Annotated in this window: 20 protein-coding genes and 1 pseudogene; 14 read left to right on the top strand and 7 right to left on the bottom strand. The window is 61.5% G+C overall.

Annotated features, from left to right (window positions below):
* Window positions 1–73: 73 nt before the first annotated feature.
* Window positions 74–1,195 (top strand): N-acetylglucosaminyl phosphatidylglycerol synthase, encoded by a 1,122-nt coding sequence (locus tag BLQ09_RS20625; RefSeq protein WP_027605522.1) that lies wholly within the window; start codon window positions 74–76, stop codon window positions 1,193–1,195.
* Window positions 1,188–1,925 (top strand): annotated as a pseudogene (locus tag BLQ09_RS20620) (DUF2334 domain-containing protein); the annotation flags it as partial. The gene BLQ09_RS20625 and the pseudogene BLQ09_RS20620, both read left to right, overlap by 8 nt.
* 8 nt (window positions 1,926–1,933) lie before the next feature.
* Here the strand turns inward: BLQ09_RS20620 and BLQ09_RS31680 are convergent.
* The gene (locus tag BLQ09_RS31680) at window positions 1,934–2,119 is read right to left on the bottom strand and encodes a hypothetical protein (protein ID WP_081744424.1); all 186 of its coding nucleotides are present in this window, start codon (window positions 2,117–2,119) and stop codon (window positions 1,934–1,936) included.
* A gap of 88 nt (window positions 2,120–2,207) precedes the next feature.
* Complete coding sequence (gene purU, locus BLQ09_RS20610) at window positions 2,208–3,056, bottom strand: formyltetrahydrofolate deformylase (protein WP_027605521.1); 849 nt, start codon at window positions 3,054–3,056, stop codon at window positions 2,208–2,210.
* Between the two features lie 348 nt (window positions 3,057–3,404).
* Here purU and mvaT point away from each other — a divergent pair, with 348 nt between their 5' ends.
* Entirely contained in the window at window positions 3,405–3,779 is a 375-nt protein-coding gene (gene mvaT / locus BLQ09_RS20605; protein WP_003175830.1) for a histone-like nucleoid-structuring protein MvaT, read from the top strand.
* A gap of 89 nt (window positions 3,780–3,868) precedes the next feature.
* On the opposite strand, the gene sbcB is transcribed toward mvaT, so the two are convergent.
* Window positions 3,869–5,296: an exodeoxyribonuclease I gene (gene sbcB / locus BLQ09_RS20600; protein WP_092358384.1), complete on the bottom strand. Its 1,428-nt coding sequence runs from the start codon at window positions 5,294–5,296 to the stop codon at window positions 3,869–3,871.
* Between the two features lie 166 nt (window positions 5,297–5,462).
* On the opposite strand from sbcB, the gene BLQ09_RS20595 reads away from it, so the two are divergent.
* The 6 genes from BLQ09_RS20595 to BLQ09_RS20570 are packed head-to-tail and all read left to right on the top strand — an operon-like array spanning window position 5,463 to window position 12,124.
* Window positions 5,463–6,155 (top strand): RDD family protein, encoded by a 693-nt coding sequence (locus tag BLQ09_RS20595; RefSeq protein WP_092358382.1) that lies wholly within the window; start codon window positions 5,463–5,465, stop codon window positions 6,153–6,155.
* Complete coding sequence (locus BLQ09_RS20590; protein WP_092358380.1) at window positions 6,152–7,132, top strand: stage II sporulation protein M; 981 nt, start codon at window positions 6,152–6,154, stop codon at window positions 7,130–7,132. Before BLQ09_RS20595 ends, BLQ09_RS20590 begins: the two co-directional genes overlap by 4 nt.
* Window positions 7,119–8,639 carry a DUF4129 domain-containing protein gene (locus BLQ09_RS20585; protein ID WP_092358378.1) on the top strand — a complete coding sequence of 507 codons (1,521 nt, stop codon included), beginning with the start codon at window positions 7,119–7,121 and terminating at the stop codon, window positions 8,637–8,639. Before BLQ09_RS20590 ends, BLQ09_RS20585 begins: the two co-directional genes overlap by 14 nt.
* Entirely contained in the window at window positions 8,636–9,793 is a 1,158-nt protein-coding gene (locus tag BLQ09_RS20580; protein WP_092358376.1) for a DUF4350 domain-containing protein, read from the top strand. Before BLQ09_RS20585 ends, BLQ09_RS20580 begins: the two co-directional genes overlap by 4 nt.
* Window positions 9,790–10,785, top strand: coding sequence for an AAA family ATPase (locus BLQ09_RS20575; RefSeq protein WP_027605515.1), 996 nt, complete (start codon window positions 9,790–9,792; stop codon window positions 10,783–10,785). Before BLQ09_RS20580 ends, BLQ09_RS20575 begins: the two co-directional genes overlap by 4 nt.
* A 7-nt stretch (window positions 10,786–10,792) precedes the next feature.
* Window positions 10,793–12,124, top strand: coding sequence for a DUF58 domain-containing protein (locus tag BLQ09_RS20570; RefSeq protein WP_027605514.1), 1,332 nt, complete (start codon window positions 10,793–10,795; stop codon window positions 12,122–12,124).
* 60 nt (window positions 12,125–12,184) lie between these two features.
* On the opposite strand, the gene BLQ09_RS20565 is transcribed toward BLQ09_RS20570, so the two are convergent.
* Both BLQ09_RS20565 and BLQ09_RS20560 read right to left on the bottom strand, forming a co-directional pair.
* The gene (locus tag BLQ09_RS20565; RefSeq protein ID WP_092358374.1) at window positions 12,185–12,544 is read right to left on the bottom strand and encodes a PilZ domain-containing protein; all 360 of its coding nucleotides are present in this window, start codon (window positions 12,542–12,544) and stop codon (window positions 12,185–12,187) included.
* Window positions 12,545–12,769: 225 nt separating this feature from the next.
* Window positions 12,770–13,144 carry a tol-pal system YbgF family protein gene (locus BLQ09_RS20560; protein WP_025854787.1) on the bottom strand — a complete coding sequence of 125 codons (375 nt, stop codon included), beginning with the start codon at window positions 13,142–13,144 and terminating at the stop codon, window positions 12,770–12,772.
* Between the two features lie 174 nt (window positions 13,145–13,318).
* On the opposite strand from BLQ09_RS20560, the gene pyk reads away from it, so the two are divergent.
* Window positions 13,319–14,770, top strand: coding sequence for a pyruvate kinase (pyk, locus tag BLQ09_RS20555; RefSeq protein ID WP_027605512.1), 1,452 nt, complete (start codon window positions 13,319–13,321; stop codon window positions 14,768–14,770).
* Between the two features lie 98 nt (window positions 14,771–14,868).
* On the opposite strand, the gene BLQ09_RS20550 is transcribed toward pyk, so the two are convergent.
* Entirely contained in the window at window positions 14,869–15,618 is a 750-nt protein-coding gene (locus BLQ09_RS20550; protein WP_092358372.1) for an enoyl-CoA hydratase-related protein, read from the bottom strand.
* A 30-nt stretch (window positions 15,619–15,648) separates the two neighbouring features.
* Window positions 15,649–16,581 carry an iron-sulfur-binding ferredoxin reductase gene (locus BLQ09_RS20545; RefSeq protein WP_092358370.1) on the bottom strand — a complete coding sequence of 311 codons (933 nt, stop codon included), beginning with the start codon at window positions 16,579–16,581 and terminating at the stop codon, window positions 15,649–15,651.
* Window positions 16,582–16,798: 217 nt separating this feature from the next.
* Here BLQ09_RS20545 and BLQ09_RS20540 point away from each other — a divergent pair, with 217 nt between their 5' ends.
* The 4 genes from BLQ09_RS20540 to BLQ09_RS20525 all read left to right on the top strand — a co-directional run bounded on the left by BLQ09_RS20540 (window position 16,799) and on the right by BLQ09_RS20525 (window position 23,123).
* Entirely contained in the window at window positions 16,799–18,322 is a 1,524-nt protein-coding gene (locus BLQ09_RS20540; protein WP_027605509.1) for a fumarate hydratase, read from the top strand.
* Window positions 18,323–18,541: 219 nt separating this feature from the next.
* The gene (locus tag BLQ09_RS20535) at window positions 18,542–20,308 is read left to right on the top strand and encodes an ATP-binding protein (RefSeq protein WP_092358368.1); all 1,767 of its coding nucleotides are present in this window, start codon (window positions 18,542–18,544) and stop codon (window positions 20,306–20,308) included.
* Window positions 20,302–21,636: a sigma-54-dependent transcriptional regulator gene (locus BLQ09_RS20530; RefSeq protein WP_027605507.1), complete on the top strand. Its 1,335-nt coding sequence runs from the start codon at window positions 20,302–20,304 to the stop codon at window positions 21,634–21,636. Before BLQ09_RS20535 ends, BLQ09_RS20530 begins: the two co-directional genes overlap by 7 nt.
* A gap of 167 nt (window positions 21,637–21,803) precedes the next feature.
* On the top strand, window positions 21,804–23,123 hold the full coding sequence (locus BLQ09_RS20525; protein ID WP_065939189.1) for an MFS transporter: 1,320 nt from the start codon (window positions 21,804–21,806) through the stop codon (window positions 23,121–23,123).
* Window positions 23,124–23,154 lie beyond the last annotated feature (31 nt).

The raw sequence follows: 23,154 nt of genomic DNA, 5'->3' as shown, positions 1-23,154 counted from the left end.
TTTTCACGATGAACGCCAACCGAACATCTATCCTTAGCTCAGGTCCACGTTAGGAGAGCAATGGATCGGAGGGATGTTCATCGTGCATATCGCTGACATAACCATGTTCTACGCCCCGACAAGCGGCGGCGTGCGCACTTACCTGGACGCCAAGCACCGACGCCTGAGGCTTAAGCCCGGCATTCGCCATAGCCTGTTGATTCCTGGCGCGCAATGGAGCAACCAGGATGGCATCTTCAAGGTACCGGCTCCCGCGCTGCCCTTCGGCAAAGGCTACCGCTTCCCCCTTCGCCTCGCCCCTTGGCGAAATGTCCTGCACGATTTACAGCCCGATCTGATCGAGGTAGGTGATCCCTATCTCACCGCCTGGGCCGCGCTGGATGCCCGGCGCCAGCTGGATGTGCCGGTGATCGGCTTTTACCACTCCGACTTACCGCTACTGGTGAGCAACCGCATGGGGTCTTGGTTTGCCCCGAACGTTGAAGCCTATGTCAGCAAACTCTATGGAAGTTTCGACCGGGTACTGGCGCCCAGCCAGGTAATGGCCGACAAGCTCATGGGGCTCGGCGTGAAGAATGTGTTCGTCCAACCACTGGGCGTGGACCTGCAAACCTTTACCCCTGACGCCCGCGACCCAGGCCTGCGCGCCGAGTTGGGGATCGGCGAAGACACCCGCCTGCTGATCTTTGCCGGGCGCGGCTCCAAGGAAAAAAACCTGCCGATCCTGCTTCGCTGCATGAAACGCCTGGGGGACGGCTATCACTTGGTGCTGGTGGGCTCCGGCATGCCGACCAGCGTGCCGGCCAATGTCACCGTCATCGAGGGGTTTCGCCCGGCACAGCATGTCGCCCGGCTGATGGCCAGTGCCGATGCCTTGCTGCATGGCGGCGACCAGGAAACCTTTGGCCTGGTCATCCTCGAAGCCATGGCTTGCGGCATACCGGTAATCGCGGTGGCGGCTGGCGCGTTCACGGAGATAGTCGACGAACGCTGCGGCCTGCTGTGCGCACCGAACAACCCAAGGGCGATGGCCGATACGGTGCGCGAGCTGTTCAACCTCGGCAGCAGGCGCCTGGGCGCGCAGGCTCGGCGTCATGTAGAACAACATTACGCCTGGTATACGGTGGTCGACAGCCTGCTCGGCCACTACCACGCGGTACTGGGCAGTCACAAGCCGATGCCTTCCCATGCATGAGCGCTCGGTATTACTGGTGCTGCACGATGTGGCGCCGCACAACTGGGCCGATTATCGGCCCTTTGTCGAAGCCGTCGATGCCCTGGGCGCCGTGCCAATCACATGGTTGGTGGTGCCGGACTTCCATCATCGCGACGCCTTGACTGCCCACGGCGATTTTCAACGCCTGCTGGATCGCCGCGTGACCAAGGGCGATGAACTTGCCTTGCACGGTTACTACCATTGCGATGACCAACCGGCACCGCGCACACCCAAAGACTGGTTCATGCGCCGCCTCTACACCCATGAGGCTGAGTTTTATCAACTGTCTCAAGCCCAGGCCCTTGATCGTCTTCAGGATGGCATTGAAGTATTCCGGCGTCATGACTGGCCGTTGCACGGCTTCGTCGCACCCGCCTGGTTAATGAGCCAAGGCACTCGCGAGGCCCTGCGCCAACTACCGCTGAGCTACACCAGCAGCCCGCAGCATCTGTATCGACTGCCCGATTTCACGCCGATCGAAGCCCCGGGCCTGACCTGGAGTGCGCGCAGTGCATGGCGCCGAGGGGTGTCCAGAGTCATCAGCGATCGTCGCGAACAGCGCTGGCACGCCGCCCCGGTGATTCGCCTGGGCGTGCACCCGGTAGACATGCGCCACGCATTCTCTCGCGGCTATTGGCTTGAAACCGTACAACGCCTACTCGACGCAGGGCGAACACCGCAGACCAAGGCTGCCTGGCTGGCTGAACAGGTGGTCGCTCAAGCACCTCGGCCAGGGGCTCCGGGCAATTCATCGGCCTCCTGCAATTGCTCCCACAGCTCGGCGGCTCCCGGAAAGTCCGTACCGTCTTCCGGCTCCAGCGCATCCGGGTCGTAACGACTCAGGCAGCCCTCACCCAACGTCGCAGGCGCCTTGGACGTGGCTTTATCAAGTGGGTCGGTCATGGCCTGGTCCTGAAAAGTGCGGGGAATGAAAAAGGGCCTGCAGCGATTTAACGCCCAGGCCCTTCTTTGTTCAACCAAGACGCTTGAATCAGAATACGACCGTCTTGTTGCCGTGCACCAGCACGCGGTCTTCCAGGTGATAGCGCAGGCCACGGGCCAGCACCATCTTCTCGACATCACGGCCAAACCGCACCATGTCCTCAATGCTGTCACTGTGGCTGACACGCACCACGTCCTGCTCGATGATCGGACCGGCATCCAGCTCTTCGGTGACGTAATGGCAGGTTGCGCCAATCAACTTCACGCCCCGCAGGGAAGCCTGGTGGTAAGGCTTGGCCCCCACGAACGACGGCAGGAAGCTGTGGTGAATGTTGATCACCTTGCCTGCGTATTCGCGGCACAGCTCAGGCGGCAGGATTTGCATGTAGCGCGCCAGCACAACCACGTCGGCCTCATGCTGCTTGACCAGGCGAGAGACCTCGGCGAACGCCGGCTCCTTGTCCTGCGGGTTGACCGGCACGTGGTAGTAAGGGATGCCATGCCACTCGACCATGCTGCGCAGGTCGTCATGGTTGGAGATCACGCACGCGATCTCGCAATCCAGCTCGTCGCTGTGCCAGCGGTGCAACAAATCGGCCAGGCAGTGGGATTCGCGGCTGGCCATCAACACCACGCGCTTTTTCTGCTCGGTGTCGGTGATGTGCCAGGTCATCGAAAACTCTTCCGCGATGGGTGAAAATGCCTCGCGGAACGCTTCAAGACCAAAGGGCAGCGTGTCGGCACGGATTTCGTGACGCATGAAGAACCAACCGCTGAGGTTGTCCGAGTGATGGCTCGCCTCGGTGATCCAGCCGTTGTGGGAGGCCAGAAAGTTACTGACTTTGGCAACGATGCCGACCCGGTCCGGGCAAGCAATCACCAGCCGAAAAGTGCGCATTAGGGGGGAACTCCAGAACTTCACAAAGGCCGCCATTCTAGCGATTGTGCAGAAAAACTGCAGTATTCGATGAGCCTTATTCTGATCCGTTGCCCTGGCCACATCCCTTAATAGCGCATGGTTTTACCATTGCTATATGAATGAACAGCGCACGCTGCAGCAATTATGCGAATTTCAAGGAGATTATTTTCGGGGTAGCCCCTACTAATTAACTCGATTGCATAGCGTCTTCACAAACATTCAAAGTAATTCACCTGAATACGCGCTTAAATGTTTACTTGGGGAAACCGCCTGACTATTATTGGGCCACTATCCCTGTCAATCAGCGTTCTACATAAGGTAGTCCACATGTCTCTGATCAACGAATACCGTGCCACCGAAGAAGCTATCAAAGAGCTGCAAGCTCGTTTGAAGAACCTGTCCCAAGATGACAAACTGAAAACCGAGCTGGAATTCGAAGGCAAACTGCGCACCCTCATGGGTGAATACTCCAAATCCCTGCGTGACATCATCGCGCTGCTGGATCCAGAGTCGAAAGTTAAAGCACCCCGTGGCGCCGTGAAAACTACCGGTACCAAGCGTGCGCGCAAGGTCAAGCAATACAAAAACCCGCACAACGGTGAAGTGATTGAAACCAAAGGCGGCAACCACAAAACCCTGAAAGAGTGGAAAGCCAAGTGGGGCGGTGACGTGGTTGAAGGCTGGGCTACCCTGCTGGGCTAAGCCTCACCCGGTCTGCGCTTGATACGCAACCCATTAAAAACGCCAGCTTGCTGGCGTTTTTTATTGACCGTCTTTTCTACAAACCGCTATTACCGATTCACACGAGCGGCTAAAGAGTCGGCATATCTCTGCCATTGCTCCAGCACCTGCTGCTGAAACGGCGTCGCACTAACGGCCAACTCCTGCCGAGCGTGATTAAATGCCTCCAGGGTATTCGGCGCGCCGAATTCAGGATTTGCCAAACGTTGCTGACAGAAAAGTTTCCAGCGTTGTTGCTCCTCGCTGTTCAGCGTATTGGGGAAGTTACGCGCCCGGTAGCGAAACAATAATTCAGGCAAACGCTGATCATCAAAAGGCCACTGCTGGCTGGCTAACTGCGCAGGCTCAGCCGCCCGGACTTGCTCGCATAAGCGTCGATCACGATCCCCGATAAAACCCTCGTAAAGCTGCTGTTCCGGGTCTGAACTCGGGGCAAAATCTTCCTCGGCGTAAATGACTGCCAACTTATCGCGCCAAAGTGCCTGTGCGTCAGTTAGCCGCAGGGCTCGCGCCTGGCAAATATCCATATCCAATTGCAGGCGTTCACGATCCTCGGCCCGCAGTACGTTCAAGGGCGCGACCACGGGGCAACGGTTGATATGCACCAACTTGAGCGGCACCGGCAGTTCACCTTCGGCAAGGTCCTCGCGACGGGTATACAGGCGTTGGCGCAAGGCAGCGGCATCCAGGTCCAGCAGCCCCTGGGGATCGAGCCCAAGGTCGCAGACAATCAGTGCATTGCGGTTGCGCGGGTGCCAGGCCAGGGGCAGCACGACCCCCAGGTAATGACGCTCGGCGGAAAAACGTCCGGAGATATGCACCATGGGTTGCAGCAGGCGCACCTGGTCCATCACCCGTTGCTTGCTGCGCAGTTGAAACAGCCAGTCGTACAGCTTGGGCTGCTTCTCGCGCACCAGGCGCGCCAGGGCGATGGTGGCACGCACGTCGGATAACGCATCGTGGGCCTGGCCATGGTCAATCCCGTTGGCGGCGGTCAGGCGCTCGAGCTTGAGGGTCACGCGCCCATCCTGCTGCGGCCACTCGATGCCTTCCGGGCGCAGGGCGTAGGCAGTGCGAACCACATCGATCAGGTCCCAGCGGCTGTTACCGCCCTGCCACTCCCGCGCGTAGGGGTCGAAAAAGTTGCGATACAGGCTGTAGCGCGTCATTTCGTCGTCAAACCGCAAGGTGTTGTAACCTGCGCCGCACGTCCCCGGGGCCGCCAGTTCGGCATGTACACGGGTCATGAAATCGGCCTCGGCCAGGCCTTTTTCCGCCAGTATTCCAGGGGTTATACCGGTAATGGCACAGGCGGCGGGATGGGGCAGGATGTCGTCGCTGGGCAGGCAGTAAAGATTGACCGGCGGGCCGACCTCGTTGAGATCGAGGTCCGTACGAATGCCGGCAACCTGCAGTGGGCGATCGCTGCGCGGGTTGATGCCGGTGGTTTCATAGTCGTACCAGAAAATGGAGGTCACGGGCTATTCCTGTGCTGAAGATCGACGAAGTCTAGGCGTTCAGCCGTGTTCGGAGCCAGCACCAATTCCACTGTACAAACATCCAGCAAAACCTTGAGTAGTTGCTTCCATCACGGACACTGTTAGCATCCGTGTCTCCAGCCGCTCTGCACTGCCAAGGATCGCGATGCCATCAGCCCCATTGGACACCCTCTACCAGATCGAGACCCCGGAGGGCATCGACCTGCCGCTGCGCCCAGCCGGCCTGGTGCCACGGGCGCTGGCATTTGCCTTCGACCTCGGCGCGCGTGCAGTGATCATGGGCGTGCTGCTGGTGCCATTGGCGTTGCTCGGCAATATAGGTGTTGGCCTGGGATCGCTTCTGCTGTTCCTGGTCAGTTGGTGGTACATGGTGCTGTTCGAGGTGCTCAACCAAGGCTGCTCACCGGGCAAACAGGTCATGGGCTTACGGGTCGTGCAGGACGACGGGACCCCTATAGGCTGGTCGGCGTCGCTGATCCGCAACCTCCTGCGGTTTGTCGACATGCTGCCTTTCGGCTACTTTCTCGGCGCCATCAGTTGCCTGCAACATCCTCACTTCAAACGCCTTGGCGACCTGGCCGCCGGCGCCCTGGTGGTCTACCGCGAACAGCCGCAGGCACGTCCCCAGGTGCCCCAAGCTGCAGCCCTGCGCTTGCCGTTTGCCCTGGACCTGAGTGAACAGCGAGCGATTCTTGGCTTCGCCGAACGCCAGGGCGAACTGTCCCCTGAACGGGTACACGAACTCGCCTCGATCCTTGCGACGCCGCTGCAGGTGTCCCCGGCCCGCGCCGTGGAGCAACTCAACGGTGTGGCCCGCGGCCTGCTGGGGCCGACATGAAGCAGAGTCTTTTCGAGAGCCGTTACCAACACCAATGGCAAGCGTTTGCCGAACAACTGAAGCAGTTGGAACACGGCAAGGCCAAGGCCAGTGATATGGCCGATTTCCCTCATCAATACCGGCGTCTATGCCAGCTCCTGGCCCTCGCCCAGGAGCGCGGCTACAGCAGTTACCTGGTGGATCCCCTGCAACAACTGGCATTGCGCGGCCATCAACAACTGTATCGCCACCGCAGCCAATTGGCCGCGAACGTGCTGAGTTTCGTCCTGGCCGATTTTCCGCGTCTGGTGCGAGAACAGTGGCGTTTCGTGTTGATTGCCAGCCTGCTGTTCTTTGGCAGCCTGCTGGGCATTGCCCTGCTGGTCTACCTGTTTCCCGACCTGATCTACAGCATTGTCAGCCCCCAGCAGGTGGCAGAGATGCAGGGCATGTATGACCCCGAGGCCAGCCGGCTGGGGCGCGCTGCCGAACGTGCTTCGAGCGAAGACTGGATGATGTTTGGCTACTACGTGATGCACAACATCGGTATCGCCTTTCAGACATTTGCCGCCGGCTTGCTGTTCGGCCTGGGCAGTGTGTTTTTCCTGATATTCAATGGGCTGATCATCGGCGCGATTTCCGGGCACCTGACCGAAATCGGCTATGGGCAGACCTTCTGGTCATTTGTCATCGGCCATGGGGCCTTTGAGTTGACGGCCATTGCACTCGCCGGTGCCGCGGGCCTGCAACTGGGCTGGGCGTTGATCGCCCCGGGGCAACTGACCCGTGGCGAATCCCTGCGGCTCGCCGCTCGCAAGAGTGTGCAACTGCTGTGCGGTGTCATGGTGTTCCTGCTGATCGCAGCATTTATCGAGGCCTACTGGTCTTCCACCACCCAGATCGCCCCTTGGATCAAATACCTGGTGGGTGCTGCACTTTGGCTAATGGTGGCGGCTTACCTGACCCTTGCCGGACGGACTCGCCATGCGCCTGAGTAATGCCAGCGTGGCGATTCGCCCGCGTACCGCATGGGAGGCCATGGACCTTGGGGTATTAATGGCCCGGGAGCATCGCCTGCTGTTGATGAGCAGTTGGGCGCTGGTGACCCTGCCGGTTTTTGCCCTGCTTACCGCGTTGCTATGGAAATACCCGTCCACAGCCGTGTTCCTGTTCTGGTGGCTCAAACCGGCGTTCGACCGCTTGCCTTTATATATCCTCTCCAAAGCCCTGTTCGGCGAAACACCCAGCCTTAAGCAGGCCGTGCGCCAATGGCCAAGACTGCTTAACCACCAACTGCTGGCCAGCCTGACCTGGCGCCGACTTAGCCTCAGCCGCAGTTTTATAATGCCGGTCAGCCAGCTCGAAGGCCTGGACGGCCAGGCGCGCCAGAAACGCCTGGGCGTGCTGCAGCAGCGCAATGCCGGTGCAGCGCGCTGGTTGACCACCGTTGGGGTGCACCTGGAAATCGGCTTGTGGTTCGGCTGCATGGCGCTGTTCTATCTATTCATTCCGCAACAGCTTGAACTGGATTGGGATTGGCAACGGTTGGCGCTGGCGACGGGCTCCGAGGGGGTCTGGCTGGAACACTTGAGCAATGCCTTCTACGCCTTGATCCTGGTGTTTTGGGAGCCCATCTATGTCGCCTGTGGTTTCAGCCTTTATCTCAATCGCCGCACCCTGCTGGAGGCGTGGGACCTGGAGCTGGTATTCCGCCGCCTGCGCCAGCGTCTGAGCAGTGTGGCGCCACTGTTAGTGCTGGTGATCGGGCTGACCTTGCTGCCATTCAACCCGCCCGCCATGGCGGATGACGCCAAGCCACTGCCCCCCCAGAGCGCAAGCCAGTCCATCAAGTCGCTGCTGGACAAGCCGCCCTTCAAAAATCCGGAAACCGTCACCCGCTATCGCTTTGGCGAAGAAAAGTCCGTCGTTAAAAACAAGGCACACAGTGACGGCAAACTTCCGGCGTGGCTGCAGGCACTGCTGGACAACCTCAACAGCAACACGTTCAAGCCTGTCGCCCAAGGCCTGGAAGTGCTGTTATGGAGCCTGCTGATCGGTGGCGTGGCCCTGGTGGCCTGGCGTTATCGGGACTGGTTGCGCACCTTTGTCAGCCTGCGCGGGGCACGTACACCCAAAGCAGCGAAACCACCACCCGCGCAATTGTTCGGCCTGGAACTGGGCGCCGAGACCCTGCCCGAGGATATCGCCAGCGCCGCCGAGCAACTCTGGTCTACCCAGCCACGGGAGGCCCTCGGCCTTTTGTATCGTGGCCTGCTGAGCAGGTTGCTGCATGACTTCAACCTGCCCCTTAGAAGCGCTGACACCGAAGGCGAGGTCCTGCAACGGGTTCACCAGTTGCAGCAGCCGCAGTTGCTGGCCTTCAGTGATGAATTGACGCGGCACTGGCAAAACCTCGCCTATGGCCATCACCTGCCCCCGGTCTCAGTCCAGCAGACATTGTGCAACGATTGGCGTGCCCTGTTCAGTGCGGGAGGCGCCCGATGAACCGGCCATTACTGTGGGTGGGGCTGCTGTTGGCGTGCCTGCTTGGAGCGGGCGGTTTTTACGCATGGAGCAAAGCGATCCCCTATGAAGAAGTGGTGGACCGCGGCCCCTCCCCGGAAGCCCTGGCCAATCCTTACCTGGCAGCCGAACACTTTCTGCGCCTGCAAGGCCTGGCCGTTGAGCGCGCCAATGGCCTGGAACGCCTGGCGAGCCTGCCCGCCAAGGGCAACAGCCTGCTGTTGCTGGGCGAACGCGGCAACATGTCACCACGCCAGGCAGGGCAACTCCTGGACTGGGCCAGGTCCGGCGGCCATCTACTGGTGGTCGCCGAGGCCCTGTGGGACGAAGAAACCGGCAAGAGCGGTGACCTGCTGCTCGATCGCCTGCCTATCCACCAAGTCCTCAGCGATGAACCCGATGCCCCGGCCCCAGCCCCCAAAAATAAAGCACCGGACCTGACCAAACTGTATGTCGACAACGACACAGCCCCGGTCTATTTCAGTTTCGACACCGACTTCAACCTTATCGACCCCAAGCACCTGGCACAATTTTCAGCCAATAGCGCCCGGTCGAGCCACTTGATGCAACTCGACCTCGGGCAAGGCCGCGTAACGGTGATCACCGACAGCGAGCTGTGGAAAACGCCGGACATTGGCAAACACGACAATGCCTGGCTGCTGTGGCATCTGACCCAGGGCACTGCCGTAACCTTGTTGTTCAACGGCGATGTAGATGACCTGTTCACCCTGCTGCTGCGTTATTTCCCCCAGGCGTTGGTGGCGCTTATTGCCCTGATTGCCCTGGCACTCTGGCAGGCAGGTATGCGCCAGGGCCCAATCCAGGCGCCCGCCCCCAAGGCACGCCGGCAATTGCAGGAGCACCTGAAAGCCAGCGCCGACTTCCTGCTGCGTCGCAGCGGCCAAGGCACCCTGTTGCAGGCCTTGCAGCGCGACATCCTGCGCGCCGCACGGCGGCGTCACCCCGGCTTTGAACATCTCGACAACACGGAACAGGGGCGAGTACTTGCCCACCTGACGCGCCAACCCTCCCACGTCATCAGCCAGGCCCTCGGCCCACTCCCGACGAAACGGCTTTCCAGTGCCGATTTCAGCCGGCAGGTGGCGTGCCTGCAAACTCTCAGGAATGCCCTATGAGCGAATTTCCCAGCGCTACCACCCTGCCCGGCGACTCTCTGCAACGCGCCAGCCAGCAGGCCCAGGCCCTGCGCATTGAACTGCGCAAGGCAGTGATCGGGCAGGATCAGGTAATCGATGATGTACTCACCGCGCTGATCGCCGGCGGCCACGTATTGCTCGAGGGTGTCCCCGGGCTGGGCAAGACCTTGCTGGTACGTGCCCTGGCCCGTTGCTTTGACGGCGAATTCGCGCGGATCCAGTTCACCCCGGACCTGATGCCCAGCGATGTCACCGGCCACGCGGTGTACGACCTGCACACCGAACAGTTCAAGCTGCGCAAGGGGCCAGTATTCACCCACTTGTTGCTGGCCGACGAAATCAACCGCGCTCCGGCCAAGACCCAGGCAGCCCTGCTCGAAGCCATGCAGGAACGGCAAGTCACCCTCGAAGGCGAGGCGCTGCCCATTGGCCAGCCGTTCATGGTACTTGCCACGCAAAATCCCATCGAACAGGAAGGCACCTACCCCCTGCCGGAAGCCGAACTGGACCGTTTCATGCTCAAGGTACGCATGGACTACCCCGATGCGCAGCAGGAACTGGATATGGTGCGCGAAGTGACACGCTCATCACGGGCCGACATGCTGGACGTGCACCCGTTGCGCACCGTGCTGAAGGCCGAGGACGTGCTGCAACTGCAGCTGGTCGCCAGTGAACTGGCCCTGGATGAACACGTGCTCGACTATGCCGTGCGCCTGGCGCGAGCAACCCGCAGCTGGCCGGGACTGGCCATAGGCGCCGGCCCGCGAGCCTCCATCGCCCTGGTACGCGGCGCCCGCGCACGGGCCTTGTTACGTGCAGGCGAGTTCGTCACACCGGATGACATCAAGGACTGTGCCCTGGCGGTACTGCGTCATCGGGTACGTCTTGCGCCAGAACTGGATATAGACGGGCTGGAGGTCGACCAGGTGCTCAAGCAGCTGCTGGACCAGATTCCGGCACCCCGGCAATGACCCGTCCATGAAACCGACCCGTCTGTTATTAGCCTGGCTCAGCGTACTGCTGGGCTTGAGCATCCTGCTGGGCGCTGCGGCCGCCTTGCAGCTCAAGGTACCCGAGACCTTGCACTCAATAACATGGGGCTTGCTCCTGGCGCTGTTGCTGCTGGCCATGCTCGACGCGCTGCGACTGCGCCGCCGACCCTCACCACGCGTGCACCGGCAGATGCCCGGCAGCCTGGCGCTGGGGCGCTGGGGCGAAGTCCGCCTGTCCCTGGAACATGACTACCCACAGGCGCTGACAGTGCAGGTGTTCGATCACGTCCCCGACGGGCTGAGCGTGGAAAACCTGCCCCAGTCCATCGAACTGCACCCTGGTGAACGCAGTGAGCTGGGTTATCGCCTGCGCCCCTTGCGGCGTGGGCATTTCGCGTTCAGTCGCTGCGAAGTCCACCTGCCCAGTCCCTTGGGGCTCTGGTCTGCACGGCGTTTTATCGAAGCCGAGGATGCCACCCGCGTCTACCCGGACTTCGCCCGCCTGTACGGGGCACAACTGCTGGGTGTGGATAACTGGTTGAGCCAACTGGGGGTCCGTCAACGGCAACGACGAGGATTGGGACTGGAGTTTCATCAGCTGCGCGAGTTTCGTGAGGGCGACAGCCTGCGGCAAATCGATTGGAAAGCGACCGCGCGGCAACGTACCCCCATCGCCAGGGAGTATCAGGACGAGCGCGACCAGCAGATCGTGTTCATGCTCGATTGCGGCCGACGCATGCGCAGCCAGGATGACGAGCTGTCCCATTTCGACCACGCCCTCAATGCCTGCCTGCTGCTTAGCTACGTGGCCCTGCGCCAGGGCGATGCGGTGGGGTTGTGCACCTTTGCCACTGACCAGCCACGCTACCTGGCACCGGTCAAGGGCAGCAGCCAATTGAACCTGTTGCTCAATACGGTCTATGACCTGGACACCAGCCGCCGAACCGCCGACTACCAGGCAGCGGCCAGCCAACTGCTGGCCCGGCAAAAACGGCGGGCATTGGTCATTATTGTCAGCAACCTGCGGGATGAGGATGATGAAGCCCTGCTCTCCGCCGTCAAGCGCATCAGTCGTCAACATCGGGTGCTGGTGGCGAGCATGCGTGAGGAAGTACTCGATCGACTGCGCCAATCCCCCGTACAAACCTTGCCCGAAGCCCTGGCCTACAGCGGTACTGTCGACTACCTCAATACTCGGGATGAATTGCATGACCGCATGAACGCCCACGGTCTGTCGGCGTTGGATACGTTGCCATCAGAAATGGGGGCGGCCCTGGTGACACGCTACCTGGGTTGGAAGAAAGCCGGAGTATTCTAAAAAAGCGCACGACTGCGGCAGGGATGGCAGCACCCCGGCCGCGTCGACAGCGCGCCGCTTCTAGGCCGAAGCCTGCAAGGGATCAAAACTGAAGTACTGCAACAGCACGTTGATCAGTTGCCCATATTCCTCGGGAGCCTCAAGCACGCTGAACCCGGAATCGTAGTGCTGCGGGTTGATATCTTCATGGCTCCACAGGCAGGTCGCCGTGATGTCAATGACATGGAACGTGTCGTCAGCCCCGGGTATCTTCAAGCGCAACTCGAAGTCCACATCGACCATCATGGGTAACTGGCTGACCAACATCAGCCCGTCGTCAGAGACGTTACCCAGAAAACCTATGGGTTTGTCGGTGACACGGTTAAACACTTGCAGGAAATACGGTAGTTGATGCCGCTCGATCCGTCGGTCGGTAAACATGGTGAGATCGCCATCCAGTGGCCATGACTCTGGCCGTGCCAGTGATTCGGAACGAGCGCAATTGCTCGCTCTCCCTGGATCTCGGTGTGACAACGGACAACATTTTGTCACTCGACAGCTGCCGAATCCGGGCCCTGCATCCGTTCGAATAGAAACTTGTACAAACGAACGTTGAAAGAATAGCCCAAGACTGGCAACGGGCCAGTTATTAAATGACGAATGCCATTACAAAGAGGCAGGCCGCGGCTGTGCCACGCTCGCACCGGGGTAATGGCCCAGTTGCTGCAAGGTATCCAGCCTCGCGCGGGCACGGTAGGCATACTCGCTCGACGGGTACTGGTTAATGATGAATTGATAGGTTTGCACGGCATCGACGAACAGTTTCTGGCGTTCCAGGCATTGCCCGCGCAACATCGAAACTTCCGGTTGTACATAACGCCGTGTACGGCTCTCGCGGTCGACCTGGGATAGCTCCAAGGTGACGCGCTCGCAATCACCGACCTTGTATGCACGGTAGGCATTGTTCAAATGGTGGTCCATCGACCAACGGGTGCAGCCGACAACACTGACGGCCAGGGCAGCAATGAGCAAAATTCGCATGAAGTTCTCCTGTCTTGTGCAGTGTATCGACCCCTCGTCAAAAATCTTCAAGGATGTTCATCTATTCAACCGGCGCGAAAACAAGCGAATCGTCGATAAGTAGTGCAAACGAACAATGACTACAACCAAAGAGCATAGTAGCCTTCCTCAGCGCTTGAACTCAGGAGTCTGTGCATGTCCGTCCGTCGTACCAAAATCGTCGCCACCCTTGGCCCGGCCAGCAACTCGCCGGAAGTCCTCGAACAGCTGATTCTGGCTGGTTTGGACGTTGCCCGTCTGAACTTCTCCCACGGCACCCCGGACGAGCACAAGGCTCGCGCCAAGCTGGTGCGTGACTTGGCCGCCAAGCACGGCCGCTTCGTCGCACTGCTGGGTGACCTGCAAGGCCCGAAAATCCGTATCGCCAAATTCGCCAACAAGCGTATCGAGCTGAAGATCGGTGACAAATTCACCTTCTCCACCAGCCACCCGCTGACCGAAGGCACCCAGGACGTCGTAGGTATCGACTACCCGGACCTGGTCAAGGATTGCGGCGTCGGTGACGAGCTGCTGCTGGACGACGGTCGCGTGGTGATGCGCGTCGACACCGCGACCCCGACCGAACTGAATTGCACCGTGATCATCGGCGGCCCGCTGTCCGATCACAAAGGCATCAACCGTCGTGGCGGTGGCTTGACCGCCCCGGCCCTGACTGAAAAAGACAAGGCCGACATCAAGCTCGCCGCTGAAATGGAAGTGGACTACCTCGCCGTGTCCTTCCCACGCGATGCCGCCGACATGGAATACGCCCGTAAACTGCGCGACGAAGCCGGCGGTACCGCCTGGCTGGTGGCGAAGATCGAACGCGCCGAAGCCGTGGCCGATGATGAAACCCTCGACGGCCTGATCAAGGCGTCCGACGCGGTGATGGTTGCCCGTGGCGACCTGGGTGTGGAAATCGGCGACGCCGAGCTGATCGGCATCCAGAAGAAGATCATCCTGCACGCGCGCCGCCACAACAAAGCGGTGATCGTCGCGACCCAGATGATGGAGTCGATGATCCAGAACCCGATGCCGACCCGCGCCGAAGTGTCCGACGTGGCCAACGCCGTGCTCGACTACACCGACGCCGTAATGCTCTCGGCCGAAAGCGCCGCCGGCCCGTACCCACTGGAAGCCGTGCAGGCCATGGCGCGTATCTGCGTCGGTGCCGAAAAGCACCCGACCAGCAAGACCTCCAGCCACCGCATCGGCAAAGTCTTCGAAAGCTGCGACCAGAGCATTGCCCTGGCCGCCATGTACACCGCCAACCACTTCCCGGGCGTGAAAGCGATCATTGCCCTTACCGAAAGTGGCTATACGCCGTTGATCATGTCGCGTATCCGTTCTTCGGTACCGATCTACGCGTTCTCCCCGCACCGCGAAACCCAGGCCCGTGCGGCCATGTTCCGTGGCGTATACACCGTGCCGTTCGACCCGGCGTCGTTGCCGCCCCATGAAGTCAGCCAGGCGGCCATCGACGAGTTGATCAAGCGCGGCGTAGTGGAGAAAGGCGACTGGGTCATCCTGACCAAAGGCGACAGCTACCACACCATCGGCGGCACCAACGGCATGAAGATCCTGCACGTTGGCGACCCAATGGTCTGAGTGACAGGCTGAAAACCAAAAGCCCTGCCATGTGAATGGCGGGGCTTTTTGCTTTCCGTGTGGCAGGGAGCATGTCGAATCGTCGCACCCACATGGGGTTAGCGCCTATCCATAAACCCCGACAACGCCGCAATCGCTTCCGGCGACTTCAAGCGCTGCACAAACAACGCCCCCTCTTCCTCGATCACTTGCCGCAACTGCTCACGGTCCACGCTCTTCATCAACTGCTTGCAGACCTGCACCGCTCCCGGCGCCAGGGTTTCAAAGCGCTCGGCCATCTCCCGCGCCTTGGCCAACGCCGCCTCGCCACTGCCCAACGCTTCGGTCGCAATCCCCCACGCGGCCGCTTGTTCGCCGCTGAAGCCCTCACCCAGCAACAGCAGTTCAGCCGCCTTCGCGTGTCCCAGCAAACGCGGGAGGATCAGGCTCGACCCAAACTCCGGACATAGCCCCAAATTGACGAACGGCATGCGTAACCGTGCATCGCGGCTGATGTACACCAGGTCGCAATGCAGCAGCAGGGTCGTGCCGATCCCCACCGCCGCACCCGCTACGGCTGCGATCACCGGCTTGCGGCAGTTGAGCAGGCTTTTCATAAAGTGAAACGGCGGGCTGTCGAGGTCGCCGGGCGGCTGTTCAAGAAAGTCGCCGATATCGTTGCCGGCGGTAAAACACTCGCTGCTGCCCTGGATCAGCACGGCATTGATCTGCGGGTCCGCATCGGCCTGCTCCAACGCCTCGGCCAATTGGCTGTACATGGCTCGGGTCAGGGCGTTTTTCTTATCCGGGCGATTGAGCTGCAGGGTCAGCAGCCCGCGCTCGCGTTGCAGCAGGATGGCGTCGGTCATGGCGAATCTCACGGCAGTGGAATTCAGCACTCAACCACGGGGCAGGAACACATCGGCCAGCAGTTGATTGCGCGGCAGCCCCGCCAGGAACAGGCGCCTGGAGAAGGCCTCGACGCTGACAGGATGCCCGCAGAGTAAGGCCAGGGTTTGCCGGGAAACAAGCCGCAGTTGCGCCAATGCCTGGGCCGACTGCGCCGCAGTCCACAGCTCCACCGTCAGGTTCGGATGACGCGCAGCCAGTTCGGCCAGGGGCCCGGCCAGGTAATGACCGTCGGCATCATGGGCCAGGTGAATCACCCGGATGGCGCCCTGGTGATCCTGGCGCAACGCCTCGCGCAGCACACCCCACAGCGGCCCCAGGCCGGTACCGGAAGCCAGCAGCCACAGCGGCCGGGATTGCCAGTCGGGATCGTATTGCAGTGCTCCGCCACGCAGTTCTCCCAGGCGCAGGCGATCACCCACCGACAACGCGCGCGCGGCATCGCTGAATGCGCCGGGCTGGCGGCAATCGATATGAAACTCCAGGAAGGCATCCTCCTGAGGCAGGCTGGCCAGGGAATAAGGCCGTGCCACCTGCCCGGCCCACAACACCATGTGCTGCCCGGCGCGATAGCGCAGTCCACGCTCCGCTTGCAGCCGCAGGCGCAGCACCGAGGCATTCAACCAATCGGCCCCCACCACCAGGGCCGGCAGGCCGTCCCGCAGCGGGTCGAACGCCTCGACCTGCAGATCGCCGATCACCTGGCACTGGCACGCCAGGCGCCAGCCCTCCTGGCGTTGTGCCGGGCTCAAAGCAGCGGGCTGCCGGTCCTCGACCTCGCCCTGGCACCGCACCAGGCAAGCATGGCAGCTGCCGGCACGGCAACTGTAAGGCACGGCCACACCCGCCTGGTTCAAGGCATCCAGCAGGTTGCTGCCGGTGGCTACCGACCAATGGTGTTCGCCGACGTACAGTTCAGGCATAGCAGGACTCGATCACAAGGGGCGCGCACAGGGAATCATGCCTGCGACAGTTTGACCATAGTCGGGTGTATCGGCCACCGTGCCGGGTTATACTGCCGCGCCTTTTTAGCGTCGCGCCTGCACCACTTGGCGTGCCTTGGAAAGGTGGACTCAGCCGACCGATGCACCCCACTGAGCCCACCTTTATTGAATGTTCCCTTATAGAGGAGCGCGACTCATGACCGTGATCAAGCAAGACGACCTGATTCAGAGCGTTGCCGACGCCCTGCAATTCATTTCCTACTACCACCCCGTTGATTTCATCCAGGCGATGCACGAGGCCTACCTGCGCGAAGAATCGCCGGCAGCCCGTGACTCCATCGCGCAGATCCTGATCAACTCGCGCATGTGCGCCACCGGCCATCGCCCGATCTGCCAGGACACCGGTATCGTCACCGTGTTCGTGCGCGTGGGCATGGACGTACGTTGGGATGGCGCCACCATGGGCCTGGACGACATGATCAACGAAGGCGTGCGTCGCGCCTACAACCTGCCGGAAAACGTCCTGCGCGCCTCCATCCTGGCCGACCCGGCCGGTGCGCGTAAAAACACCAAGGACAACACCCCGGCCGTGATCCACTACTCCATCGTTCCGGGTAACACCGTGGAAGTGGATGTGGCGGCCAAGGGCGGCGGTTCCGAGAACAAGTCGAAGATGGCCATGCTCAACCCGTCCGACTCGATCGTCGACTGGGTGCTCAAGACCGTTCCGACCATGGGCGCCGGCTGGTGCCCACCGGGCATGCTCGGCATCGGCATCGGCGGCACCGCCGAGAAAGCCGCGGTGATGGCCAAGGAAGTGTTGATGGAATCCATCGACATCCACGAGCTGAAAAAGCGCGGCCCGCAGAACCGTATCGAAGAGATGCGCCTGGAGTTGTTCGAGAAGGTCAACCAACTGGGCATCGGCGCCCAGGGCCTGGGTGGCCTGACCACCGTGCTCGACGTGAAGATCATGGACTACCCGACCCACGCCGCTTCGCTGCCGGTGTGCATGATCCCCAACTGCGCCGCCACCCGTCACGCGCACTTCGTGCTCGACGGTTCGGGCCCGGCGTCGCTGGAAGCGCCACCGCTGGACGCCTACCCGGAAATCGTCTGGGAAGCCGGTCCATCGGCCCGTCGCGTCAACCTCGACACCCTGACCCCGGAAGAAGTGCAGAGCTGGAAGCCGGGCGAAACCGTGCTGCTCAACGGCAAGATGCTCACCGGTCGCGACGCCGCGCACAAGCGCATGGTCGAGATGCTGAACAAGGGCGAAAGCCTGCCGGTGGACCTCAAGGGTCGCTTTATCTACTACGTCGGCCCGGTTGATCCGGTGCGCGAAGAAGTGGTTGGCCCGGCTGGCCCGACCACCGCGACGCGGATGGACAAGTTCACCCGTCAGATCCTCGAGCAAACCGGCCTGCTGGGCATGATCGGTAAATCCGAGCGCGGCCCTACCGCGATCGAAGCGATCAAGGACCACAAGGCCGTGTACCTGATGGCCGTGGGCGGCGCCGCTTACCTGGTGGCCCAAGCCATCAAGAAGTCGCGTGTAGTGGCCTTCGCCGAACTGGGCATGGAAGCGATCTACGAGTTCGACGTGAAAGACATGCCGGTCACCGTTGCGGTGGACAGCAAGGGCGAATCCGTCCACATCACCGGTCCTGCCATCTGGCAGAAAAAGATCAGTGAAAGCCTGGCGGTAGAAGTGCAGTAAGCACCCTCCCCCAATAGTGAGGCGACCGCGGCCCATGGCCCGGTCGCTTTTTTATTGCCTGCTGATTCACCTATGGCAAGCGGGTTTATTGTGGTGAGCGGGCTTGCCCCGCTCACCACAAGAAGCCCACTCTCCCTTCAGCCACGACAGCCCCTCACCACAAGACCCAAGCCGCTCATGCTATGGTGCACTCCCCTTACCGTGCCTGCCCATCACCGTATGATCGTGATCCCTCGCCCGCTGCGCCTGACCTTCTACTCCCTGCTGATCATCGCCGGTGCGCTGCTGGCCGCGGCCTTGGCCACGCGCCATGCCGAACGCCAGGCGTTGGTGGACGATGCGGCCCGCGCCAACCAGCAGCTCGCGCTGTATGCCAACTCGTTGCACACCCTGATCGAACGCTACCGCGCCCTGCCCGCTGTGCTGGCACTGGACTCGGAAATGATCAACGCGCTCAAAGGCCCGTTGGACCCAGGCACCCAGGACCTGCTCAACCGCAAGCTCGAACGCATCAATGGAGCGGCGCAGTCCTCCACCCTGGAGTTGATGGACCGCACCGGCCTGGCCGTGGCCGCCAGCAACTGGAACTTGCCGAGCAGTTATGTCGGGCACAACTACGCGTTTCGGCCGTATTTCAGCCAGACCAAGAGCCAGGGCACCGGGCGCTTTTACGCGGTCGGCGTAACCACCGGGATCCCGGGGTATTTCCTCTCCAGCGCCGTGCTGGATGAACACGAGCAGTTCCTTGGCGCCATGGTGGTGAAACTGGAATTCCCTGAGCTGGAGCGCGAATGGGCCCAGGGCGATGACCTGTTGCTGGTCAGCGACGCACGCGGCATCGTGTTTATCGCCAACCAACCGGGCTGGCGTTATCGCAACCTGCACCCGTTGTCGGCCAGCGACCTGGTCGAACTCAAGGCCACCCGCCAATACGACAAGAAACAACTGCAGCCGCTGGACACCCAGACGTTGCAACGCTTCGACGAAAACAGCCACCTGATGCGCGTCAACGGCCCCGATGGCAACGCCAATTACATCTGGGAGTCCCTGCCGCTGAAGGCCGAGGGCTGGACCCTGCACCTGTTGCGCAAACCCCAGTTCGCTTTTGAAGACCAGCGCAACGCCGGCCTTGCCGCCGCCGGCTCCTGGCTGGCGCTGGTGTTCCTGGTGCTGTTCCTCAGCCAACGCTGGCGCCTGGCCCGTTTGCGCCAGCGCAGCCGCGAAGAACTCGAACAGCTTGTGGAAGAGCGCACCCAGGCCCTGCGCACGGCCCAGGATGGCCTGGTGCAATCGGCGAAATTAGCGGCGTTGGGGCAGATGTCCGCCGCCCTCGCCCATGAGATCAACCAGCCGCTGACCGCCCAGCGCATGCAGTTGGCGACCCTGCGGTTGCTGTTGGACCACGGTCGGGTGGACGACGCCTACAAGGCCCTGACCCCACTGGACGATATGCTCACACGCATGGCCGCGCTGACCGGCCACCTCAAGACCTTTGCGCGCAAAAGCCCCAGCGGCCTGCGCGAACGCCTTGACCTGGCCACCGTGGTCGACCAGTCCCTGCACCTGCTCGACGCGCGCCTGCGTGATGAAGCCATCGGCACCGTGCTGGACCTGACCCGCCCCGCCTGGGTACGCGGCGACGCGATCCGCCTCGAACAGGTGCTGATCAACCTGCTGCGCAACGCCCTCGACGCCATGGCCGACAAACCCCGCAAGCGCCTGGAAATCCGCCTGCATGCCGACCAGCAACTGTGGCAACTCACGGTCAGCGACAGCGGCGGCGGGATTGCCGAAGAGCACCTCAACAGCGTGTTCGACCCGTTCTTTACCACCAAGCCGGTGGGCGACGGGCTCGGCTTGGGCCTGGCGGTTTCCTACGCTATCGTGCACGAATTGGGCGGACGCCTGAGCGCCAGTAACCGTGGCGACGGCGCGGTATTTACCCTGACCTTGCCTATCGCGCTGGAGACACCCGACTTATGTTGAACGCGGTGATTGTGGTCGATGACGAAGCCAGCATTCGGACGGCCGTCGAGCAATGGCTGAGCTTGTCGGGGTTCGAGGTGCAGTTGTTCAGCCGCGCCGAAGCCTGCCTGGCGCAACTGCCCAAGGACTTTCCCGGGGTGATCCTGAGCGACGTGCGCATGCCCGGGCTCAGCGGCCTGGAGCTGCTGGCCGAAGTGCAGCGCCGTGACGCCGACCTGCCCGTCATCCTGCTGACCGGGCATGGCGATGTACCGATGGCCGTCGAAGCCATGCGCGACGGCGCCTACGACTTCCTGGAAAAACCCTTCAGCCCCGATGCCTTGCTCAACAGCCTGCGCCGCGCATTGGACAAGCGCGGGCTGATCCTCGAAAACCGCCGCCTGCACCAACAGGCCGATCATCGGGCACAGTTGGAGTCGAGCCTGCTCGGCGTGTCCCGTGGCTTGCAGAACCTGCGCCGGCAGGTACTCGACCTGGCCACCTTGCCGGTCAACGTGCTGATCCGTGGCGAGACCGGCAGCGGCAAGGAGCTGGTCGCCCGCTGCCTGCATGACTTCGGCCCCCGTGCGAAAAAACCGTTTGTGGCGCTCAATTGCGCGGCGATTCCCGAGCAACTGTTCGAGGCCGAACTGTTCGGCCACGAAAGCGGCGCCTTCACCGGTGCCCAGGGCAAGCGCATCGGCAAACTGGAGTACGCCCATGGCGGTACCCTGTTCCTCGATGAAATCGAAAGCATGCCCCTGGCCCAGCAAGTGAAGCTGTTGCGGGTGTTGCAGGATCAGAAGCTGGAACGCCTGGGCTCCAATCAAAGCATTCATGTGGATTTACGCATCATTGCCGCGACCAAGCCGGACCTGCTGGAAGAAGCCCGCGCCGGGCGCTTTCGCGAAGACCTGGCCTATCGGCTGAACGTTGCACAACTGCGCCTGCCGCCCCTGCGCGAGCGCCGCGAAGACATCCCGCTGCTGTTCGATCACTTTGCCCAAAGCGCCGCCGAGCGCCTGGGCCGCAGCGCGGAACCGCTGAGCGGCGCGCAGTTGGGCCGCCTGCTCAGCCATGACTGGCCGGGCAACGTGCGCGAGCTGGCCAACGTCGCCGAACGCCAGGTGCTGGGCCTTGGCGAGCCGGAGCCGGAAGGGATCGAAGCCGGGCAATCGCTGGCCGCGCAGCAGGAGGCGTTCGAGGCCCATTGCCTGAAGGCTGCATTGACCCGGTATAAAGGCGATATCAAGGCGGTGCTGGCGGAGTTGCAGTTGCCACGGCGCACCTTCAACGAAAAGATGCAGCGCCATGGGTTGGCCAGGGACATGTTCCTGAAAGACGAATGAGCGGATTTCCGCTCATCACCCTCAAAAACATCAGCGACTTTCCGCCCAAAATAAAACCCAGCCCCTTCTAGACCGGGCCTTCATCTACCTGGCACAGCTCCTGCTATAGCCCCAGCCAGGCTGCGCTCGCGCCGCTCCATAAAAACAACTAGATGAAGGATCCTTCAATGGATAACTCCAACACCTTGCCTCTGGGGTCGGCGGCCGCGCCGGCTAAAGAACGCACCACCACCAGCCGCATCAAATCGATCTTCAGCGGATCGGTCGGCAACATGGTCGAGTGGTACGACTGGTATGTCTACGCCGCTTTCTCGCTGTACTTCGCCAAAGCCTTTTTCCCGAAAGGCGACACCACCGCCCAACTGCTCAACACCGCCGCGATCTTCGCCGTGGGCTTCCTGATGCGCCCCATCGGTGGCTGGCTGATGGGCCTGTACGCCGACCGTGCGGGTCGCAAAGCAGCACTGATGGCGTCGGTCCTGCTGATGTGCTTCGGCTCGTTGATCATCGCCCTGAGCCCCGGTTACGAAACCATCGGCGTCGGCGCACCGATCCTGCTGGTGTTCGCCCGCCTGCTGCAAGGCTTGTCGGTCGGTGGCGAATACGGCACCTCGGCCACCTACCTGAGTGAAATGGCCACCAAGGAACGTCGCGGTTTCTTCTCCAGCTTCCAGTACGTGACCCTGATCTCCGGCCAGCTTATCGCCCTGGCCGTGCTGATCGTGCTGCAGCAGATCCTGACCACCGAGCAACTGTACGACTGGGGCTGGCGTATCCCGTTCGCCATCGGCGCCCTGTGCGCAGTGGTCGCGCTGTACCTGCGTCGCGGCATGGAAGAAACCGAGTCGTTCACCAAGAAGGAAAAAGCCAAGGAAAGCGCCATGCGCACCTTGATGCGCCACCCCAAGGAACTGATGACCGTGGTCGGCCTGACCATGGGCGGCACCCTGGCTTTCTACACCTACACCACCTACATGCAGAAGTACCTGGTGAACACCGTCGGCATGAGCATTTCCGACTCCACCACGATCTCGGCGGCAACGCTGTTCCTGTTCATGTGCCTGCAACCGATCGTCGGTGGGCTGTCGGATAAAGTCGGGCGTCGGCCGATCCTGATCGCCTTCGGCATCCTCGGCACGCTGTTCACCGTACCGATCCTCACCACCCTGCACACTATCCAGACCTGGTGGGGCGCGTTCTTCCTGATCATGGCCGCGCTGATCATCGTCAGCGGCTACACCTCGATCAACGCCGTGGTCAAGGCTGAACTGTTCCCAACCGAAATCCGCGCCCTGGGCGTGGGCCTGCCCTATGCACTGACCGTGTCGATCTTCGGCGGTACCGCTGAATACATCGCGCTGTGGTTCAAGAGCATCGGCATGGAAACCGGTTACTACTGGTATGTGACTGCGTGTATTGCAGTGTCGCTGGCGGTCTATGTGACCATGAAGGACACACGCAAGCATTCGCGCATCACCACGGACTAACGGTTGGATGCAGTAACAAATGTGGGAGCGG

Origin of the sequence: Pseudomonas sp. NFACC25 (assembly GCF_900100935.1) — a bacterium.
GTDB lineage: Bacteria > Pseudomonadota > Gammaproteobacteria > Pseudomonadales > Pseudomonadaceae > Aquipseudomonas > Aquipseudomonas marginalis.
Note: the sequence above shows the minus strand (reverse complement) of the source record. Positions and strands in the feature narration are given on the sequence as shown.

What these genes read in the sequence shown, in the direction of transcription:
- BLQ09_RS20575 (WP_027605515.1), top strand. Translation starts at nt 9,790, where the DNA reads ATGAGCGAATTTCCCAGCGCTACCACCCTGCCCGGCGACTCTCTGCAA.
- BLQ09_RS20540 (WP_027605509.1), top strand. Translation starts at nt 16,799, where the DNA reads ATGACCGTGATCAAGCAAGACGACCTGATTCAGAGCGTTGCCGACGCC.
- BLQ09_RS20590 (WP_092358380.1), top strand. Translation starts at nt 6,152, where the DNA reads ATGAAGCAGAGTCTTTTCGAGAGCCGTTACCAACACCAATGGCAAGCG.
- BLQ09_RS20535 (WP_092358368.1), top strand. Translation starts at nt 18,542, where the DNA reads ATGATCGTGATCCCTCGCCCGCTGCGCCTGACCTTCTACTCCCTGCTG.
- BLQ09_RS20565 (WP_092358374.1), bottom strand. Translation starts at nt 12,544, where the DNA reads ATGTTTACCGACCGACGGATCGAGCGGCATCAACTACCGTATTTCCTG.
- BLQ09_RS20525 (WP_065939189.1), top strand. Translation starts at nt 21,804, where the DNA reads ATGGATAACTCCAACACCTTGCCTCTGGGGTCGGCGGCCGCGCCGGCT.
- BLQ09_RS20545 (WP_092358370.1), bottom strand. Translation starts at nt 16,581, where the DNA reads ATGCCTGAACTGTACGTCGGCGAACACCATTGGTCGGTAGCCACCGGC.
- BLQ09_RS31680 (WP_081744424.1), bottom strand. Translation starts at nt 2,119, where the DNA reads ATGACCGACCCACTTGATAAAGCCACGTCCAAGGCGCCTGCGACGTTG.
- BLQ09_RS20550 (WP_092358372.1), bottom strand. Translation starts at nt 15,618, where the DNA reads ATGACCGACGCCATCCTGCTGCAACGCGAGCGCGGGCTGCTGACCCTG.
- purU (WP_027605521.1), bottom strand. Translation starts at nt 3,056, where the DNA reads ATGCGCACTTTTCGGCTGGTGATTGCTTGCCCGGACCGGGTCGGCATC.
- BLQ09_RS20530 (WP_027605507.1), top strand. Translation starts at nt 20,302, where the DNA reads ATGTTGAACGCGGTGATTGTGGTCGATGACGAAGCCAGCATTCGGACG.
- BLQ09_RS20570 (WP_027605514.1), top strand. Translation starts at nt 10,793, where the DNA reads ATGAAACCGACCCGTCTGTTATTAGCCTGGCTCAGCGTACTGCTGGGC.
- pyk (WP_027605512.1), top strand. Translation starts at nt 13,319, where the DNA reads ATGTCCGTCCGTCGTACCAAAATCGTCGCCACCCTTGGCCCGGCCAGC.
- BLQ09_RS20595 (WP_092358382.1), top strand. Translation starts at nt 5,463, where the DNA reads ATGCCATCAGCCCCATTGGACACCCTCTACCAGATCGAGACCCCGGAG.
- BLQ09_RS20580 (WP_092358376.1), top strand. Translation starts at nt 8,636, where the DNA reads ATGAACCGGCCATTACTGTGGGTGGGGCTGCTGTTGGCGTGCCTGCTT.
- BLQ09_RS20560 (WP_025854787.1), bottom strand. Translation starts at nt 13,144, where the DNA reads ATGCGAATTTTGCTCATTGCTGCCCTGGCCGTCAGTGTTGTCGGCTGC.
- BLQ09_RS20585 (WP_092358378.1), top strand. Translation starts at nt 7,119, where the DNA reads ATGCGCCTGAGTAATGCCAGCGTGGCGATTCGCCCGCGTACCGCATGG.
- mvaT (WP_003175830.1), top strand. Translation starts at nt 3,405, where the DNA reads ATGTCTCTGATCAACGAATACCGTGCCACCGAAGAAGCTATCAAAGAG.
- BLQ09_RS20625 (WP_027605522.1), top strand. Translation starts at nt 74, where the DNA reads ATGTTCATCGTGCATATCGCTGACATAACCATGTTCTACGCCCCGACA.